Genomic DNA, 17,221 nt, shown 5'->3' with positions numbered 1-17,221 from the left:
GCCGACTGGCCGAACCCGGTAGGGGCTGGCTTGCTCTACCGGCCGATCGGGGCCATGGTCGCGCCCGTGACGCTGAGCAGGTCGGCGGGGGACAGCTCGAGGTCCAGTCCGCGGCGCCCGCCGGAGACGAAGACGGTGTCGAACAGCTCGGCCGTCTCGTCGATCACGGTGCGCAGGGTGGTCTTCTGGCCGATCGGGCTGATGCCGCCCAGCACGTAGCCGGTCTTGCGCTCGGCGGTCTTCGGATCAGCCATGACGGCCCGCTTCGCGCCGACCGCCGACGCCAGCGCCTTGAGGTCGAGCTGGCCCGACACGGGGACGACAGCCACCACCAGCGCCCCGTCCGCGTCGGCCACCAGCGTCTTGAACACCTGGTCGGGGTCGAGCCGCAGCTTCTCGGCCGCTTCGAGTCCATAACCGGACGCGGCGGGGTCGTGTAGGTACTGGTGCGCGGTGAACTGGAGACCCAGTTGCAGCAACAGGGCCGTGGCCGGCGTGCCGGCGGCATCCGGCTTGGTCATGCCTGGGCGTCCTCGGCTCTGAGTAACAGCATCGAGGTGCCGCCTACGGTGAGCCGGGCGCCCGGGGCGTAGGAGGTCACCACCTCGCGGATATCGTCGTGGCTGGAGTCCCAGAGCACGGTGTAGCCGGAGACACCGGTGTGTAGGGGCAGTGTCACCTCGACGGGGGTTTCCAGACCGTGCACGATGAGTAGGATCCGGTTGAAGCCCTCGTGCTCCGGGGTGCTCGCCGCGAGGTACTGCAGGGTGCGCTCGCGGGGCGAGTTCCAGTCGCTCTCCGACATCGACGCGCCGGCGGCGTTGTACCAGTCCATCTGGCTGGCGCTCGGAGTGGTCTGGCCGGGGCGGCCGAACCGCACGGGCCGCAGGGCCGGGTTCTCCCGGCGGAGGGCGAGAAGCTGCCGGGTGACTCGGTGCAGGTCCTGCTGCCAATCGTCGAAGTTCCAGTCCAGCCAGGTGAGCTCGCTGTCGTGACAGTAGGCGTTGTTGTTGCCGCGCTGGCTGCGGCCGAACTCGTCGCCGGCGGTCAGCATCGGGACCCCGGCGGAGAGCAGCAGGGTGCCGAGCAGGTTGCGCATCGCGCGACGCCGGGTGGCGAGAACCGTGACGTCCCTGGTCGGGCCCTCGACGCCGTGGTTGAAGGAGTTGTTGTCGTTGGTGCCGTCGCGGTTGGACTCGCCGTTGCCCACGTTGTGCTTGACGTCGTATGCGGTGAGATCGGCCATGGTGAAGCCGTCGTGTGCGGTGATGAAGTTGAGGGAGGCGAGTGGGCCACGCTCCAGGGAGAAGGTATTGGCCGAGCCGGCGAGCCGTGAGGCGAAGCGGCCGATACCGCTGTCCGAGGTGGCATTGCGCCGGACGGCGGCGACATCGGTCAGCCAGAAGGAACGCATCCGGTCCCGGTAGCGGTCGTTCCACTCCGACCAGCCGGACGGGAAGTTGCCGGTCTGCCAGCCACCCATGCCGACGTCCCAGGGCTCGGCGATGAGCTTCACCCCAGCCAGTGCCGGGTCGTCCCTGATGGCCGTGAGCAGGGGATGGTCCGGCGTGTAGTGCACGTCGCCGTTGCGTCCGAGGGTGGCGGCCAGGTCGAACCTGAAACCGTCGATCTGCACCTCGTTGGCCAGTAGCGCAGCGAGTCGAGCACCAGCCGCATCGGCACCTCGTGGCCGAAGTTGACGGTGTTGCCGCAACCGGTGACGTCGATGTAGTGACCCTGGGCGTTCTGCCGGTAGTACGTGGCGTTGTCGATGCCCCGCAGACTGGAGACCGGTCCGGCCGGCCCCTCCTCCGCCGTGTGGTTGTAGACCACATCGAGGATGACCTCCAGGCCGGCCTCGTGCAGCAGTTTGACCATGCCTTTGAACTCCCGCAAGACGGCCTCAGGGCCCTCGGACTGCGACGCCTGTGTGGCGTAGTCGGCGTGCGGGGTGAAGAAGTTGAAGGTGTTATAGCCCCAGTAGTTGGACAGGCCCTGCTTGATCAGACGCTGCTCGGACACGAACGACTGCACGGGCAGCAGCTCGACGGCCGTGACGCCGAGGTTCTTGAGGTACGCGATGGTGCTCTCGTGGGCCAGGCCGGCGTAGGTGCCGCGCAACTCGGCGGGCATCGCCGGGCTGAGCTTGCTGAGCCCGCGCACGTGGGCCTCGTAGACCACGGTGTGGTCGAGCGGCGTGTTCGGCTTCACCGCACCGGCCCAGTCGAAGCCGCCGTCGACCATGGTGGACTGCCACTGGTCGGGGCCGACCCGGGCCAGGCCCCGCGCATAGGGGTCGATCAGGGTCTTCTCGGGGTGGAACGCGTGGGTGGGGCCGGCAGGACCGGTGACCCGGATGCCGTAACGCCGCCCCGGCGTGAGAGTACGGGTGCGGCCCACCCACACATTGTGGCTGTCGCGCACCATGGCCACCGTGCGCACGATCCAGTTGGGATCGGTGTGGTCGAAGATGCACAACTCGATGGATTCGGCGTGTTCGGACCAGACGCGGAGTTCGCCGCCGTTGCTCGTAGCGCGGACGCCCAGGTTGCGGAGGGAGTCTGCTGGAGTCATGAGTTCTAGAGTAATGAGTGCGGGCAGTCAGTTCAGACCAGCCCGCGTGCCCGGCTCAGGGCCCGACGACCCGTAGGGAGGCCACCACATGTCCGTCTATCTCGACCACGCTGCGACGGCGCCCATGCTCCCCGCCGCCATCACCGCCTTCGCCGAGGCCATGGCCGTCGTGGGCAACCCCGCGTCGATCCACAGCCAGGGCCAGAATGCCAAACGGATGCTCGAGGAGGCCCGCGAGCATGTCGCGGCGAGTGTGCACTCCGACCCCATCGAGGTGGTCTTCACCGGCAGCGGCACCGAAGCGGTGAACCTCGGCATCAAGGGGCTGTATTGGGCCCGCGCCCCGCGCACCCGCATCCTCGTGCCGGGGGGAGAGCACCACGCCACCGTCGACACCGTGGAATGGCTCGCTCAGCAGGAGGGAGCCCGGATCCAGTGGATTCCGCTGGACGCCCTCGGCCGGGTCGATCTGCCCGCCCTGGCCACGGCCATCGCGGCCAATCCTGACGATGTGGCCCTGGTGACCCTCCTCGCGGCCAACAACGAGGTGGGCACGCTGCAGCCGGTCGAGGAGGTGGCGGCGCTCGCCGCGGCCCACGGCATCCCGGTGCACGTCGACGCGATCTCGGCTTATGGGCACGTGCCGATCGACTTCGCCGCCCTGCACGCCACCGGGATCTCCGCGCTCAGCGTCTCGGCCCACAAGATCGGCGGCCCCGTCGGCATCGGAGCCCTCGTGCTCTCCCGCGCGGCCACTGTCGTGCCGCTCATCCACGGCGGCGGCCAGCAACGTCAGGTGCGCAGCGGCACCCAGGACGTGGCGGCCGCGGTGTCCTTTGCCGTGGCAGCCACGGCCATGACCGGGGAACTCGCCGCCGAGAACCGCCGTCTGGCCGCGCTGCGCGACAGGGTCATCGCCGGGGTGCTCGAGGCGGTGCCCTCCGCCGTGTACAACGGCGACCCCGACCCCGCGGGTCGGCTGCCCGGCAACGCCCACTTCACCTTCCCCGGGTGCGAGGGCGATTCGTTGCTCTTCCTGCTCGACGTGGCCGGGGTGTCGGTGTCCACCGGCTCGGCCTGCCAGGCGGGCATCCCTGAGCCCTCTCACGTGCTGCGGGCCATGGGACGCACCGAGGCCGAGGCCCGCAGCGCCCTGCGGATCACCCTGGGCCGCACCTCGACGCAGGCCGACGTCGACGCCCTGTTGGCGGCGCTACCGGCAGCCTGGTCGCAGGCGATCGGCGCGGGAATGGCCGACTCGGCGCCGCGTGCGTACACTTAACCAGTGAAGATTCTGGCAGCAATGAGCGGTGGGGTGGATTCCGCCGTGGCCGCAGCCCGCGCGGTCGAGGCAGGGCACGAGGTGGTCGGGGTGCACCTGGCCCTCAGCCGGATGCCCGGCACGCTCCGCACCGGCAGCCGTGGCTGCTGCACGGTCGAGGACTCGATGGACGCGCAACGCGCGGCGAACATCATCGGCATCCCGTACTACGTGTGGGACTTCTCGGAGCGGTTCAAACTCGACGTGGTCGATGACTTCATCGCCGAATACGCCGCGGGCCGCACGCCCAACCCCTGTATGCGCTGCAACGAGAAGATCAAGTTCGCCGCGCTGCTCGAGAAGGCCATCGCGCTCGGCTTCGACGCCGTCTGCACCGGCCACTACGCGTCGATCGTGACGGACGCCGACGGCAACCGCGAACTCCACCGCGCCAGTGCCTGGGCCAAGGACCAGTCCTACGTGCTCGGCGTGCTCACCAAGGAGCAGCTCGCGCACTCGATGTTCCCGCTGGGCGCCACGCCGTCCAAGGCCGAGGTGCGCGCCGAGGCCGCCGAGCGCGGCTTCTCGGTGGCGAACAAGCCCGACTCCTACGACATCTGCTTCATCCCCGACGGCGACACCCGCGGCTGGCTCGGCGAGCGGGTCGCCCCGGCGACCGGCGACATCCTCGACCGCGAGGGCAACAAGCTCGGCGAGCACGAGGGCGCCGTGGCGTTCACCGTCGGGCAGCGGAAGGGTCTCTCCATCGGCACACCGGCGGCCGACGGCAAGCCGCGCTTCGTGCTCGAGATCCGCCCCGTGACGAACACCGTGGTCGTGGGCCCCAAGGAGGCCCTGGCGATCAAGGAGATCGCCGGAACGAAGTTCACCTGGGCGGGAGTGGCGCCCGAGCACCCCGAGATCGAATTCGCCTGCGACGTACAGATCCGCGCGCACGCCGACCCCGAGCCCGCCGTGGCCCAGGTGATCAGCGTGCCCGCCGACCCCACCGCGAACCCGCCGGTGGAGGCCCACACGGAGCTGCGCATCCTGCCCACCCTGCCGCTGACGGGCGTGGCGCCCGGCCAGACCGCTGTCGTCTACGTGGGCACCCGGGTGCTCGGCCAGTGCACGATCGATCGCACAGTGAGTGCGGTGTCCGTGAGCGCCGACGCCGACGCCGTATCGGTCGATGCCTGACGCCACCGGAGCGTCGCCCGCGGCCGCGTTGGCGGTGGCCGGGGACGAGGCCGCGACCCTCACCACCCGCATCCTCGAGGCGCGCGACGCCTACTACGAGCGCAACGAGGTCGTCATCTCCGACGCCGAGTATGACGGCCTGATTCACCGCCTGGAAGAACTCGAACGGCTCTTCCCCGAGCTCGCCAGTCAGGACAGCCCCACCCAGACCGTGGGGGGCCGGGCCGAAACCACCCTCTTCGACCCGGTGCAGCACGCCGAACGGATGCTCAGCCTCGACAACGTCTTCTCCGCCCCGGAATTCGAGGCCTGGGCGGCCAAGGTCGAGCGCGACGCCGGGCGCCGGGTGCACTACCTCTGCGAGCTGAAGATCGACGGCCTGGCCATCAATCTGCGGTACGAGAACGGCGTGCTGGTCAGCGCCGCGACGCGCGGCGACGGCGTCGTCGGCGAGGACGTCACCGAGAACATCGCCCTGGTGCCCGGCATCCCGCGCACGCTGAGCGGCACCGGGCATCCGGCCCTCATGGAGGTGCGCGGGGAGGTGTTCTTCCCTGTCGCGGCGTTCCGTGAGCTCAACGCCGCGCAGAGCGCCGCGGGGGAGCGCGTCTTCGCGAACCCCCGCAACGCCGCCAGTGGGTCGCTCCGCCAGAAGGCAGAGAGCAAGAACGCCGACCAACTCGCCCTGATGAAGGACCGACTCGGCCGGTTGCGGATGCTCGTGCACGGCATCGGAGCCTGGCAGCAGCCCGGCGCCGACTCCCAATCCGGGGTCTACGCCCTGCTCGCCGGCTGGGGCCTGCCCACCAGTCCCTACTTCAAGGTCGTCGCTGAGGCGGGAGAGGCGTCCGCGTTCATCGCGTACTTCGGCGAACACCGCGGCAGCGTCGAGCACGAGATCGACGGCATCGTCATCAAGGTCGACGAGCTCGCCCTGCATGACGAACTCGGCGCCACCAACCGGGCTCCGCGCTGGGCGATCGCCTACAAGTACCCGCCGGAGCAGGTGAACACCAAGCTGCTCGACATCGTCGTGAGCGTCGGCCGGACCGGCCGGGCCACCCCGTTCGCTGTGATGGAACCCGTGCGAGTCGCCGGCTCCGTGGTACGCCAGGCCACCCTGCACAACCAGGACGTGGTCAAGGCCAAGGGCGTGCTCATCGGTGACACCGTCGTGTTGCGGAAGGCCGGCGATGTGATTCCCGAGGTCCTCGGCCCGGTGGTGGAATTGCGCGACGGCACCGAACACGAGTTCGTTATGCCTACAGAGTGCCCGGTCTGCGGCACTCCGCTCAAGGCCGCCAAGGAAGGCGACATCGATCTGCGCTGCCCCAACGCGCGCAGCTGCCCCGCCCAGGTGCGAGGCCGGGTGGAGCACATCGGCTCCCGCGGCGCCCTGGACATCGAGGTGCTCGGCGAGGTCACCGCTGCCGCCCTCACCCAGCCGACAGTTCCGGAGGCCCCGCCGCTGGACACCGAGGCGGGTTTGTTCGAGCTCACCATCGACGACCTGCTGCCCATCAGCGTGGTCGTGCGCGACGCAGAAACCGGTCTGCCCCGCGAAGATGAGGACGGCACGGCGCGCCAGCGCACCCCGTTCCGCCGAAACCCCACGGCGGCCGAGAAGAAGGCCGGCCTTGAGGGTCCGCAGCCGTCCTCCAACGCCGTGAAGCTCATCGCCGAGATCGAGCTGGCCAAGACCAAACCGTTGGCTCGGATCCTGGTGGCGCTGAACATCCGGCACGTCGGACCGGTGGCCGCCCGGGCCCTTGCCACGCATTTCGGGTCGCTGGACGCCATCCGCGCCGCCAGCCGGGAGGAACTCGCCGAGGTCGACGGGGTGGGCGGCATCATCGCCGACGCCGTGATCGACTGGTTCGAGGTGGACTGGCACCGCGAGATCGTGGAACGGTGGGCCGCGGCCGGCGTGCAGTTCGCGACGCCCGGGCATCCGGGCCCAGGTGCGGCCGCCGCGGCCGGGGGAGTGCTCACCGGGCTGACCGTCGTCGCCACCGGGTCGCTCGAGGGCTTCACCCGCGAGGGCGCCTCAGAGGCGATCCTCGCCGCCGGCGGCAAGAACGCGTCGAGCGTGTCGAAGAAGACCGACTTCGTGGCCGCAGGCCCAGGTGCCGGCTCCAAGCTGGCCAAGGCCGAGGCACTCGGGGTGCGCATCATCGACGCCGACGAGTTCCGGATCCTGCTCGAACAGGGCCCGGCCGGACTGCCGGAACCGGTAGCCGCCGCGACCGAACCGGAGGCCGACGCCGGCTAACCCCGACTAAGTGCACAACAAGTGTTGCGCAAGAAGTCTTGTTGATGTAACTTCGGGCCATGACACCCCGTGATGACCGGCGCACCACCCTCACCTCAGCCGCCTCGATGCGCGTGCTCGCGCATCCCACCCGGCTGCGGCTCTTGGGGTTGCTGCGGGAACGCGGCGCTCAGACCGCCGCCCAGCTCGGCGACGTGATCGACGAGGCGCCCGGCACCATCAGCTACCACCTGGGCAAACTCGCCTCGAGTGGACTGATCGAACCCGCCGAGGCCCGGAGCACCGACCAGCGCGAACGCTGGTGGCAGGCGACGACGCCGCTGACAAGCTGGGAGCCGGCGGACCTTCGTGGCGACCCGGACACCCTCGCAGCGTCGTCCGCCCTGCAGAAGTCGATCGCCCAGGCCTATGCGGCCCGGTTCACCGAGTACATCGATCGGGCGGCCACCCTGCCCAGGGAGTGGGTGGCGGCCGGCGCCAGCGGCGACCGCAGCCTCCGGCTCACCGCCGACGAACTGGCTTCCATGCGCGGCGAACTCGAGGAGTTCGTGGACCGATGGCTGGACACGAGCGCCGCCCACGACTCGGCGGCCGCCGATGGTGCCGAGCCTGTGGTGCTGGTCTATCAGGCCTACCGGCGTCCCTGAGGCGCCGCAGTGAGAGTCACAGGCGGCCCGGCCCAGGACCGTGGCGCACGGCGCTCGCTTGTCGCGCTGCTGGCCGCGCACGCGATCTCCCAGACCGGCAACGTGGTCACCGCGTTCGCCGTGCCGTTCTATGTGCTGGGCCAGGGCGGGTCGGGCGTGGAGGTAGGCCTGGCGGCCTTCTTCGCCACCGCCCCTGTCGTCCTCGGCGGGGTCCTTGGCGGGGTCGTCGTCGACCGGGTCGGTCACCGCAGGGCCGCGATCATTGCGGATCTGGCCAGCGGCGTCACTGTGCTGGCCATCCCGGTGCTGGCCCTCACCGTGGGCCTGCCGTTCTGGGCGCTGCTGTCCCTCGTGTTCGCCGCCGGGCTGCTCGATACCCCGGGGCAGACCGCCCGGCGGGTGATGCTGCCCGGCCTGTCGATGCGGGCGGGCGCACGGTTGGAGCAGAGCGTGGGTCTGCTGGACGGGTCTGAGCGATTCGCGAAGCTCATCGGGGCATCCGTCGCCGGGCTCCTCGTTGCGGTGCTGGGCCCGGTGGCCGCCCTGTTCGTGAACGCCGCGACCTTCCTGGTCTCGGCCGTGTTGACCTGGGTGGGTGTGGACCAGATTCGGGCCGTGCTCCTGCCCGGCTCCGACGACATCGGCTCCGCCCCGGGCGGCGTTCCGCTGCGCACGTCGTACTGGGCTGACCTGGCCCAGGGTTTCCGGTTCGTGGTCGCCGACCCGCTCATGCGGCTGATCGTGGGCCTGGTGTTGGCCACCAACCTCCTGGACGCGGCTCGAGGGTCGACCCTGCTTCCCCTGTATGCGAACGACAGGCTCGGCGGTGCGGCCGCTTTGGGGCTGCTGGTGGCCGTGATGGGCGGATGCGCGCTGATCGGCAACATAGCCTTCGGCTTCGTCGCGCATCGGGTGCCCCGCCGGGTGACGTTCGCGCTCTGCTTCGCGCTGGCCGGCGGCCCCTCGAGCGCCGCATTCGCGTTCGGGGCACCGCTACCCGTGCTGGTGGCCCTGACGGCCCTCTCCGGTTTGGCCGCCGGCGCCATCAACCCGATCCTCGGCACGGTCGAGCTCGAACGGATTCCGGAGCACCTCCGCGGCCGGGTCTTCGGCTTGATCAACGCCGGCGCCTGGGCTGGTGTGCCTTTCGGCGCCCTGCTCGGCGGCATAGCCGGGGACACCATCGGCCTCCCGATGGCCTTCGGCATCGTCGCCGTGCTCTATACGATGATCACCCTGAGCCCGCTCACGGGCGGAACCTGGCGCCAGATGGAACGCCGGGATGCCGCAGCGGTGACGCGATCCGAGGCGGCGCCGGCCGAGCGGGCCCTCCCGTAGGCTCAGTCCGGCGCCACGCGAGGGTACTGGGTCCCGAGGACCTGCCTCAAAACGCTGCGGATGCGAGGCGGCGCTCTGCTGAGCGCGAACAACGCTTGCCGCACCCATGCTGGTTCGGTTAGCTGGCCCCATGCGATTCCTCATCCTGGGCGGAACGGCCTGGCTCGGCGGCACCATCGCGACGGCCGCGCGGCACCACGGACACCGGGTCACCTGTCTGGCCCGGGGAGAGACCGGCAGCGTGCCCGACGGCATCCGGTTCGTAACCGGCGACCGCACCCGTCCGGACGCCTACGACTCCGTGGCCGCCGACGAGTGGGATGTGGTCGTGGACGTGTCCCGGCAGCCCGGCCAGGTCGCCTCCGCGGTCGCCGCGCTGCGGGAGCGGGCCGGCTCGTACACCTTCGTGTCGTCGGGCAACGTCTACGCGGAGACGGCGACGCCGGGCGGGCTCGAATCGGCCGAGCTGGTCGACGCCCTCGTCGGCGACGTGATGGAGGACATGGAGAGCTATGGCGAGGCGAAGGTCGCGTGCGAGCAGCGCGTGCTCGAGGGTTTCGGCGCCGAACGCTCCCTGATCCTGCGCTCCGGGCTGATCGGCGGCCCGGGCGACCTCTCCGACCGGTCCGGCTACTGGCCGGCCCGGTTCGCGCAACCGGCCTCCGCCGATGGGAGCGTCCTGGTGCCCGATGTGCCCGGCCTGCTCACTCAGTTGCTCGATGTGCGGGACCTCGCCGAGTGGATCGTCGATGCGGCCGAGGACGGCACACGCGGGGTCTACAACGTGGCGGGGGAGACCGTGTCGCTCGTCGAGTACCTCGCCGTGGCCCGGTTCGTCGCCGGCCACACCGCACGCGTCGTGGGCGTCGACCCGAACTGGCTGCTGGAACACGAGGTCGAGCCCTGGTCGGGGTCCCGGTCACTGCCGTTGTGGTTGCCGCTGCCCGAGTACGCCGGGTTCAGTGCTCGCGACACCTCCGCGGCGCGGAACGCCGGACTGGTCACCCGGCCCCTGGCCGAGACCCTCGCCGACACCTTGCGATGGGAACGACAGCGGGTGATCAACGGGCCCCGCCGGGCCGGCCTCTCCGACGCCGACGAGGTGGCGCTGTTGGCCGCCCTGGTGGCCTGACCCGCGCATCGGCGTCGCGCAACCGGTCCCGTTCCGGACAAATGGCCCCGGCACGCCGGGGCCATTTGTCCGCAGGGGGTGCAGTTGTCACCGCGGCGGCGTCGCGCTCGGCGTTGAGAGCGGGTGGGACCTCCACAATCAGGTGCACCGGAGCGGTCGACGGGCTCCCTTCCTGACTCTCACGAGCGGCCCCCTGGGCGGCCTCGGTCGCGGCGAGGACGACCGCCGGAAATGTACCGGAAATCTGGGCGGGCGAATTGCTGATGAATTCGCCCCGATGGCCCTGATCGAGGGGCATTCGAGTCCCCCACCACTCGCTAGGCTGAGATCGTGAGACTCGCCAGTGACGCTGGGTCTGTTCGCTACTAATCGTTCGGGAGGGGACGGGACACGTCGTGCTGTTCGAGGCCGCTGCACTGGTGACTGCCTCGCTCGCCCTGGTCGGGGTGGGCGGGACCGTAGCCGTGCCCGAATACTCCGCGCTCGGCGCCTCAGCCCTCGGGTCGTCCGCGCTCGGTTCATCCGAGTTCGGTGCCGCCGATGTCGGTGTCCAGGAGGCGGCCGCCGCACGACTCTCCGACCGGCAGGGAGATGTGGGGTCGGCGCCGTTGTGGGCCCAAATCGAGGTGCAGTCTGCCACGTCGGTCGATATCGACCTGACCACCCTGCGCTCGATGACGGGGCCGAACCTGCTCGTGGGAATGTCCCAGTTGCCCCTCGCCGACCTGTCCACCTTCGCGGCCGACTTCCCCACCCACATCGACGCGCTCCTGGCTGCCCCGCCGCAGGCCGCCGTCGTCACGGCGTGGTGGACCATGCTGGACTCCACCCAGCGGGCCACCCTCACGGCCGCGACGCCACAGCTCGTCGGGAACCTCGACGGTGTGCCCCTTGCGCAACGCAGCCGGGCGAACGAGAGCTTCCTGCGTGACTCACTGGCCGAAGCCGAACGCACCCTGGACGGCGTCCTGTCCGCCGCCGAACGCAGCGGGCTGTCCAGCCAGGTGGCCATGCTCACCCAGGTGGCAGAAGCGCTGCACGCCAGCCAGGACGGGCCCAAGCGCAGCCTGGTCCTGCTCGACACCACGGGATCCGGACGGGCCGCCATCGCGCTGGGCAACCCCGATACGGCCGACTACATCGGCTACCTCGTACCCGGCATGAACTATCAGGTGGAACCCCAGATCGTGAACTGGACCACCGTGGCCGACGACCTCTACCGCGAGCAGGCCGCCGTGCTGGCCGACGGCGCTGCCCAGCGTGCTGCCCCCGCGCCCATCGCCGTGACGGCGTCGGTGCGCCTCGGCGTCGCATCCGCCGCCGCGGACATGTCGACGGTCGCCGCCACGGCCGTCGCACCCACGATCGCCACGATCGCCTGGATCGGTTACGAAGCGCCCGACCTGTTCTCCGTCGGCGGCCTGGACCGGGCCGAGGCCGGTGCCGACTTCCTCGAGACCTCCTGGGCCGGTGTGCGCGCCACCCGCGGAGGCGATCAGCCGTTCGTCTCCGTGTTCGCTCACTCGTATGGATCGACGGTGGCCCTCCTCGCCCTGGCCAACGGCTCGGTCGAGGTGGACGCTCTCGTCGTGGTGGGTTCCCCGGGTAGCGCGATCCAGTCCGCGGCCAAGCTCAAGGTCACCGGCGACAACGTCTTCGTCGGCAAGGCTGACTGGGACCCGGCCGTGAACTCGGCATTCTTCGGCAGCGACCCCGGTGCCGCGTCCTACGGCGCCCGGGTGCTCGGCGTGCGCGGCGGCACCGACGCTCGCACTGGCCGAACGCTGGCTGGATCGCTCGGCCACAACGACTATTTCACCCCCGGCAGCGAGTCACTGCACAACATGGCATTGATCGGCACGGACAACGCGGAACTGGCCACCGACGACATTGAATAGAATTGAGACTTCTGCTTCGAATTACTTGGGAGTCTCATGTCTGAAATCACGGCCGAGCAGGTGGCCCATCTGGCCAACCTCGCCCGGATCGACCTCAGCTCGGCCGAAATCGATCGCCTGACGATCGAACTCGGTCAGATCGTCGACTCCGTCGCCAAGGTCGCCCAGGTCGCCACGCCCGACGTCCCGGCGACCAGCCACCCGATGCCCCTGACGAACGTCTTCCGTGACGACGTCGTGGTGCCCTCGCTCACGGTCGACCAGGCGCTGTCCGGCGCCCCCGACCGTGCCGGCGACAAATTCCGTGTGCCCGCCATCCTGGACGAGGAGTAACCCACGTGACCAACCTCATCAGCCAGACCGCCGCCACCCTGGCCGGCCTGCTCGCCGACGGCTCCGTCAGCTCCGTCGACGTCACCCGCGCGCACCTCGATCACATCGACGCCGTCGAACCCGACGTGCACGCGTTCCTGCACGTGGCCCGCGACGCCGCCCTGGCCACCGCCGCCCGGGTGGATGCCCGCCGTGCGGCCGGCGAGAAGCTCGGGCCCCTGGCCGGCGTGCCGATCGCCATCAAGGACGTGCTCGCCACCCTGGACATGCCCTCCACCGCCGGATCGAAGATCCTCGAAGGCTGGATCCCGCCGTACGACGCCACCGTCGTCAAGCGCATCCGCGACGCCGACCTCATTCCCCTGGGCAAGACCAACATGGACGAGTTCGCGATGGGCTCCTCCACCGAACACTCCGCCTACGGTCCCACCCACAACCCCTGGGACCTCGACCGGATCCCCGGCGGCTCCGGCGGTGGCTCGGCCGCGGCCGTCGCCGCCTTCGAGGCGCCTCTCGCACTCGGCAGCGACACCGGTGGGTCCATCCGCCAGCCCGCCGCCGTCACCGGATCCGTCGGCGTCAAGCCCACCTACGGCGGGGTGTCCCGCTACGGCGCGATCGCTCTGGCCTCTTCGCTGGACCAGGTCGGCCCGGTGACCCGCACGGTGCTCGACGCCGCGCTGCTGCACGACGTGATCGGCGGCCACGACCCGCTCGACTCCACCTCTCTCACGGATGCCTGGCCGTCCATGACCGCCGCGGCCCAGGCCGGCCTGAAGGACGGCGCACTGAAGGGCGTGCGCGTCGGCGTGATCAAGGAGCTCAACGGCGCCGGCTTCCAGGCCGGGGTCACGCAACGCTTCGAGGAGACCCTGGCGCTGCTCTCCGCGGCCGGCGCGATCGTCAGCGAGGTGAGCGCCCCGAACTTCGAGTACGCGGTCTCCGCCTACTATCTGATCCTGCCGGCCGAGGCGTCCAGCAACCTGGCCCGCTTCGACTCGGTGCGCTTCGGCATCCGGGTCAACCCGGAGGACGGCCCGCTCACCAGCGAGCGCGTCATGGCCGCCACCCGCGACGCCGGGTTCGGTGACGAGGTCAAGCGCCGCATCATCTTGGGCACCTACGCCCTGTCCGCCGGCTACTACGACGCCTACTACGGCAGCGCTCAGAAGGTGCGCACGCTCATCCAGCGTGACTTCGCCGCAGCGTTCGACAAGGTCGACCTTCTTGTCTCGCCGACCGCGCCGACCACGGCGTTCAAGTTGGGCGAGAAGATGGACGACCCGATGGCGATGTACCTGAACGACATCACCACGATTCCGGCCAACCTCGCCGGGATCCCCGGCATGAGCCTGCCGATGGGCCTCGCGCCCGAAGACGGCCTGCCCGTCGGCCTGCAGGTGATGGCACCCGCCCGCGCGGATGCCCGCCTGTACACCTTCGGCGCCGCCGTCGAGCAGCTGCTCGAGGCGCACTGGGGGCACACCCTGCTCAGCCAGGCGCCGCAGCTGGCCCAGACCGAAATGTTCGCAACCGAAGGGGGCGCCGTCTAATGGCGAAAGCTGAATTGATGGACTACGACAAGGCCCTCGAACTGTTCGAGCCGGTGCTCGGCTTCGAGGTGCACGTCGAACTGAACACCAAGACCAAGATGTTCTGCGGCTGCGCCAACGAGTTCGGCTCCGGCGCCAACACCAACACCTGCCCCACCTGCCTCGGCCTGCCCGGCGGGCTGCCGCAGGTGAACCGCCAGGCCATCGAATCAAGCATCCGTCTGGGCCTGGCGCTCGGCTGCGAGATCGCCGAGACCAGCCGGTTCGCCCGCAAGAACTACTTCTACCCCGACACCGCGAAGAACTTCCAGACCTCGCAGTACGACGAGCCGATCGCCTTCAACGGCCAGCTCACCATCGAACTGGAGAGCGGCCGCCAGGTCACGGTCGACATCGAGCGCGCGCACATGGAGGACGATGCCGGCAAGCTCACCCACATGGGCGGCGCGGCCGGACGCATCCAGGGCGCCGATTACTCGCTGGTGGACTACAACCGCGGCGGCGTGCCGCTGGTGGAGATCGTCACCCAGATGATCGAGGGCGCCGAAGCCGACGCCCCCGAGATCGGCAAGACCTACGTCGCCGCGATCCGCGAGATCGTCAAGGCGCTCGGCGTCTCCAACGCGCGCATGGAAGAGGGCAACGTGCGCTGCGACGCGAACGTGTCGCTCCGCCCGCGCGGCTCGAACATCCTCGGCACCCGCACCGAGACCAAAAACGTCAACTCGCTGCGCAGCGTCGAACGTGCCGTGCGTTACGAGATCCAGCGCCAGGCGGCTCTGCTCACCGCGGGCGGCACCATCACGCAGGAGACCCGGCACTGGCACGAGGACACCGGCGTCACCTCCGCCGGCCGGCCCAAGAGTGACGCGGACGACTACAGGTACTTCCCCGAGCCCGACCTGGTGCCCGTCGCCCCGTCGCGCGCCTGGGTCGAAGAGCTGCGCGCCACACTGCCGGAGCCGCCCGCGGCACGCCGCAAGCGCCTGCAGGCCGACTGGGGCTTCGTGAACCTCGAGTTCCAGGATGTCGTCAACTCCGACCTCCTCGACGTGATGGAGGCCACCATCGCCGCCGGAGCGCCCGCGCAGGCCGCCCGCAAGTGGTGGACCGGCGAGATCGCCCGGCTTGCGAACGTCGCCGGCGTTTCCGCTGAGAGCCTCGTGACCCCGGCCCAAGTGGCCGCGCTGATCGCGCTCATCACCGACGGCACCCTCACCGACCGCCTGGCCCGCCAGGTGCTCGAGGGCGTCATCGCGGGGGAGGGCACGCCCAGCGAGGTCGTCGCCAGCCGCGGACTCGCCGTCGTGAGCGATGACGGACCCCTCATCGCGGCCATCGACGAGGCCCTCGCCTCCCAGCCCGACGTGCTGGCCAAGATCCGCGACGGCAAGGTTCAGGCCGCCGGCGCTGTCATCGGCGCGGTCATGAAGGCCATGCGCGGCCAAGCGGATGCCGCCCGCGTGCGCGAACTCGTGCTGGAACGAGCCGTGTCGACAGCGGCCGAGACGGCACAGGAGCCGGCCGAATAATGGCCTTCTTCAAGCGCCGCCCGGTGGACGCCCCCGACACGACGGGGGCGGCCGCCGCGTTCGGCGTGGGCATGCAGGTGGTGGTTCGGCTGGACCGCAGCCGCTACCCGGACTCGATGATCGAGGACCCGGTCGGGGTCATCACCGCGCCGGGTGAGCTGGTCGGCTCGGCCCTCTACGCCCCCGTCGTGGGCCGGGAAGCCATCTGGGTCGTGCACTTCGAGGAACCGTTCTGGGGCCTCGACGGCTCCGGACCGCACGAATCGGCCCGGGTCTCCCAGCGCTCTCTCGAGGCGGCACCGGAGTCATGATCGCCGTGGCGGATTCCACCCAGCCCCGCGACGCCGACATCCGCCGCTGGCGCCAATACCTGGCCGACGAGCAGGCCGAAGCGGCCGTGTACCGCGACCTTGCCGGTCGCCGCAGCGGCGAGGAACGCGAGATCCTGCTGGCCCTGGCCGAGGCCGAGGGCCGGCACGAGGAGCACTGGCGCCAGCTGCTCGGCGACCGGGTGGGCTCGCCGAAGAAGGGCGCGCTGCGCACCCGAATCCTCGGTCTCCTGGCGCGCCGATTCGGGTCGGTCTTCGTTCTCGCGCTCGCTCAGCGGGCCGAGGCCCGGTCGCCGTACGACGGCGATGCCGACGCCACGAGCGCCATGGCCGCTGACGAGCGCATCCACGAGGAGGTCGTCCGCGGACTGGCCGCTCGGGGCCGTCAACGCCTGTCCGGCACCTTCCGGGCCGCCGTGTTCGGTGTCAACGACGGCCTGGTGAGCAACCTGGCCCTCGTGCTGGGCATCGGAGCCACCGGTGTGCCCGCCGCGACCATCCTGTTCACCGGTATCGCGGGCCTGCTCGCCGGGGCTCTGTCCATGGGCGCGGGGGAGTACGTCTCGGTACGCTCGCAACGCGAACTGCTCGACGCGTCGACGCCGAACCCGGCCACCCGGAGCGTGCTCTCGCACCTCGACGTGGCCGCCAACGAGCTCACTCTGGTCTACCGTGCGCAGGGAATGACCGCGGCGGAGGCCGAGGTTCACGCCCGCGAGGTGCTGCGCACCGTGGCGATTGCCACGGACGCGCTCGACCTGAGCAAGCTCACTGTGGCCACCGAGCCGGAGATCGACGAGCACGAGGCCATCGGCACCGGCATGGGCGCCGCGGTGTCGAGCTTCTGCTTCTTCGCCTCCGGCGCGCTCCTTCCGGTACTGCCGTACCTGTTCGGGATGCAGGGAATCGCCGCGATCGTCGTCGCTGCCGTGCTGGTGGGCCTGGCCCTGTTGGCCACTGGGGCCGTCGTCGGACTGCTCTCCGGCGGTCCGCCGCTCAAACGTGCGCTGCGGCAGCTGGCCATCGGCTTCGGGGCCGCCGGCGTGACCTACCTGCTCGGTCTGCTCTTCGGCACTTCCGTCGGCTAACGCCCGAGCCCGGCCGCACCTGTTCCCGTTGCGGACGATTGCGCCCGGCACACCGGCCGCACGT

At 70.3% G+C, this 17,221-nt stretch carries 13 protein-coding genes and 1 pseudogene; 12 read left to right on the top strand and 2 right to left on the bottom strand.

Translation table 11 applies throughout. The annotated features are described in order from the left end of the window. Nucleotides 1-35 precede the first annotated feature (35 nt). Together ybaK and glgX are read right to left on the bottom strand one after the other, a co-directional pair. Nucleotides 36-521, bottom strand: coding sequence for a Cys-tRNA(Pro) deacylase (gene ybaK / locus KY500_RS08555; RefSeq protein ID WP_219903091.1), 486 nt, complete (start codon nucleotides 519-521; stop codon nucleotides 36-38). Beyond that, nucleotides 518-2,574: pseudogene (gene glgX / locus KY500_RS08550) on the bottom strand (glycogen debranching protein GlgX). The gene ybaK and the pseudogene glgX overlap by 4 nt, the downstream one beginning before the upstream one ends. A gap of 88 nt (nucleotides 2,575-2,662) precedes the next feature. Between glgX and KY500_RS08545 the strand changes: the two are divergent. The 12 genes from KY500_RS08545 (at nucleotide 2,663) to KY500_RS08490 (ending at nucleotide 17,157) form a co-directional block, all read left to right on the top strand. Further along, nucleotides 2,663-3,856 (top strand): cysteine desulfurase family protein, encoded by a 1,194-nt coding sequence (locus KY500_RS08545; protein ID WP_219903090.1) that lies wholly within the window; start codon nucleotides 2,663-2,665, stop codon nucleotides 3,854-3,856. 3 nt (nucleotides 3,857-3,859) lie between these two features. Then, nucleotides 3,860-5,035 (top strand): tRNA 2-thiouridine(34) synthase MnmA, encoded by a 1,176-nt coding sequence (gene mnmA, locus KY500_RS08540; protein WP_219903089.1) that lies wholly within the window; start codon nucleotides 3,860-3,862, stop codon nucleotides 5,033-5,035. After that, nucleotides 5,028-7,307, top strand: a complete 2,280-nt coding sequence (gene ligA, locus KY500_RS08535) for an NAD-dependent DNA ligase LigA (RefSeq protein WP_219903088.1) — start codon at nucleotides 5,028-5,030, stop codon at nucleotides 7,305-7,307. Before mnmA ends, ligA begins: the two co-directional genes overlap by 8 nt. 59 nt (nucleotides 7,308-7,366) lie before the next feature. After that, the gene (locus KY500_RS08530; protein ID WP_219903087.1) at nucleotides 7,367-7,954 is read left to right on the top strand and encodes a helix-turn-helix domain-containing protein; all 588 of its coding nucleotides are present in this window, start codon (nucleotides 7,367-7,369) and stop codon (nucleotides 7,952-7,954) included. 9 nt (nucleotides 7,955-7,963) lie between these two features. Then, entirely contained in the window at nucleotides 7,964-9,292 is a 1,329-nt protein-coding gene (locus tag KY500_RS08525) for an MFS transporter (RefSeq protein ID WP_219903086.1), read from the top strand. A 130-nt stretch (nucleotides 9,293-9,422) separates the two neighbouring features. Further along, nucleotides 9,423-10,424 (top strand): NAD-dependent epimerase/dehydratase family protein, encoded by a 1,002-nt coding sequence (locus tag KY500_RS08520; RefSeq protein ID WP_219903085.1) that lies wholly within the window; start codon nucleotides 9,423-9,425, stop codon nucleotides 10,422-10,424. 419 nt (nucleotides 10,425-10,843) lie between these two features. Further along, nucleotides 10,844-12,322, top strand: coding sequence for an alpha/beta hydrolase (locus tag KY500_RS08515; protein ID WP_219903084.1), 1,479 nt, complete (start codon nucleotides 10,844-10,846; stop codon nucleotides 12,320-12,322). A 36-nt stretch (nucleotides 12,323-12,358) separates the two neighbouring features. Then, the gene (gene gatC / locus KY500_RS08510; protein WP_066596071.1) at nucleotides 12,359-12,655 is read left to right on the top strand and encodes an Asp-tRNA(Asn)/Glu-tRNA(Gln) amidotransferase subunit GatC; all 297 of its coding nucleotides are present in this window, start codon (nucleotides 12,359-12,361) and stop codon (nucleotides 12,653-12,655) included. Nucleotides 12,656-12,660: 5 nt separating this feature from the next. Beyond that, nucleotides 12,661-14,208, top strand: a complete 1,548-nt coding sequence (gene gatA, locus KY500_RS08505; protein ID WP_219903083.1) for an Asp-tRNA(Asn)/Glu-tRNA(Gln) amidotransferase subunit GatA — start codon at nucleotides 12,661-12,663, stop codon at nucleotides 14,206-14,208. Further along, nucleotides 14,208-15,740, top strand: coding sequence for an Asp-tRNA(Asn)/Glu-tRNA(Gln) amidotransferase subunit GatB (gatB, locus tag KY500_RS08500; protein ID WP_219903082.1), 1,533 nt, complete (start codon nucleotides 14,208-14,210; stop codon nucleotides 15,738-15,740). The genes gatA and gatB overlap by 1 nt, the downstream gene beginning before the upstream one ends. Further along, nucleotides 15,740-16,051, top strand: a complete 312-nt coding sequence (locus KY500_RS08495) for a hypothetical protein (RefSeq protein WP_219903081.1) — start codon at nucleotides 15,740-15,742, stop codon at nucleotides 16,049-16,051. The genes gatB and KY500_RS08495 overlap by 1 nt, the downstream gene beginning before the upstream one ends. Further along, nucleotides 16,048-17,157, top strand: a complete 1,110-nt coding sequence (locus KY500_RS08490; RefSeq protein WP_219903080.1) for a VIT1/CCC1 transporter family protein — start codon at nucleotides 16,048-16,050, stop codon at nucleotides 17,155-17,157. The genes KY500_RS08495 and KY500_RS08490 overlap by 4 nt, the downstream gene beginning before the upstream one ends. Nucleotides 17,158-17,221: the final 64 nt, after the last annotated feature.

It is taken from the genome of Cryobacterium sp. PAMC25264 (assembly GCF_019443325.1).
Taxonomy (GTDB): domain Bacteria; phylum Actinomycetota; class Actinomycetes; order Actinomycetales; family Microbacteriaceae; genus Cryobacterium.
The sequence above is the reverse complement of the archived record's forward strand: the minus strand, read 5'-3'. Positions and strand labels throughout refer to the sequence as shown.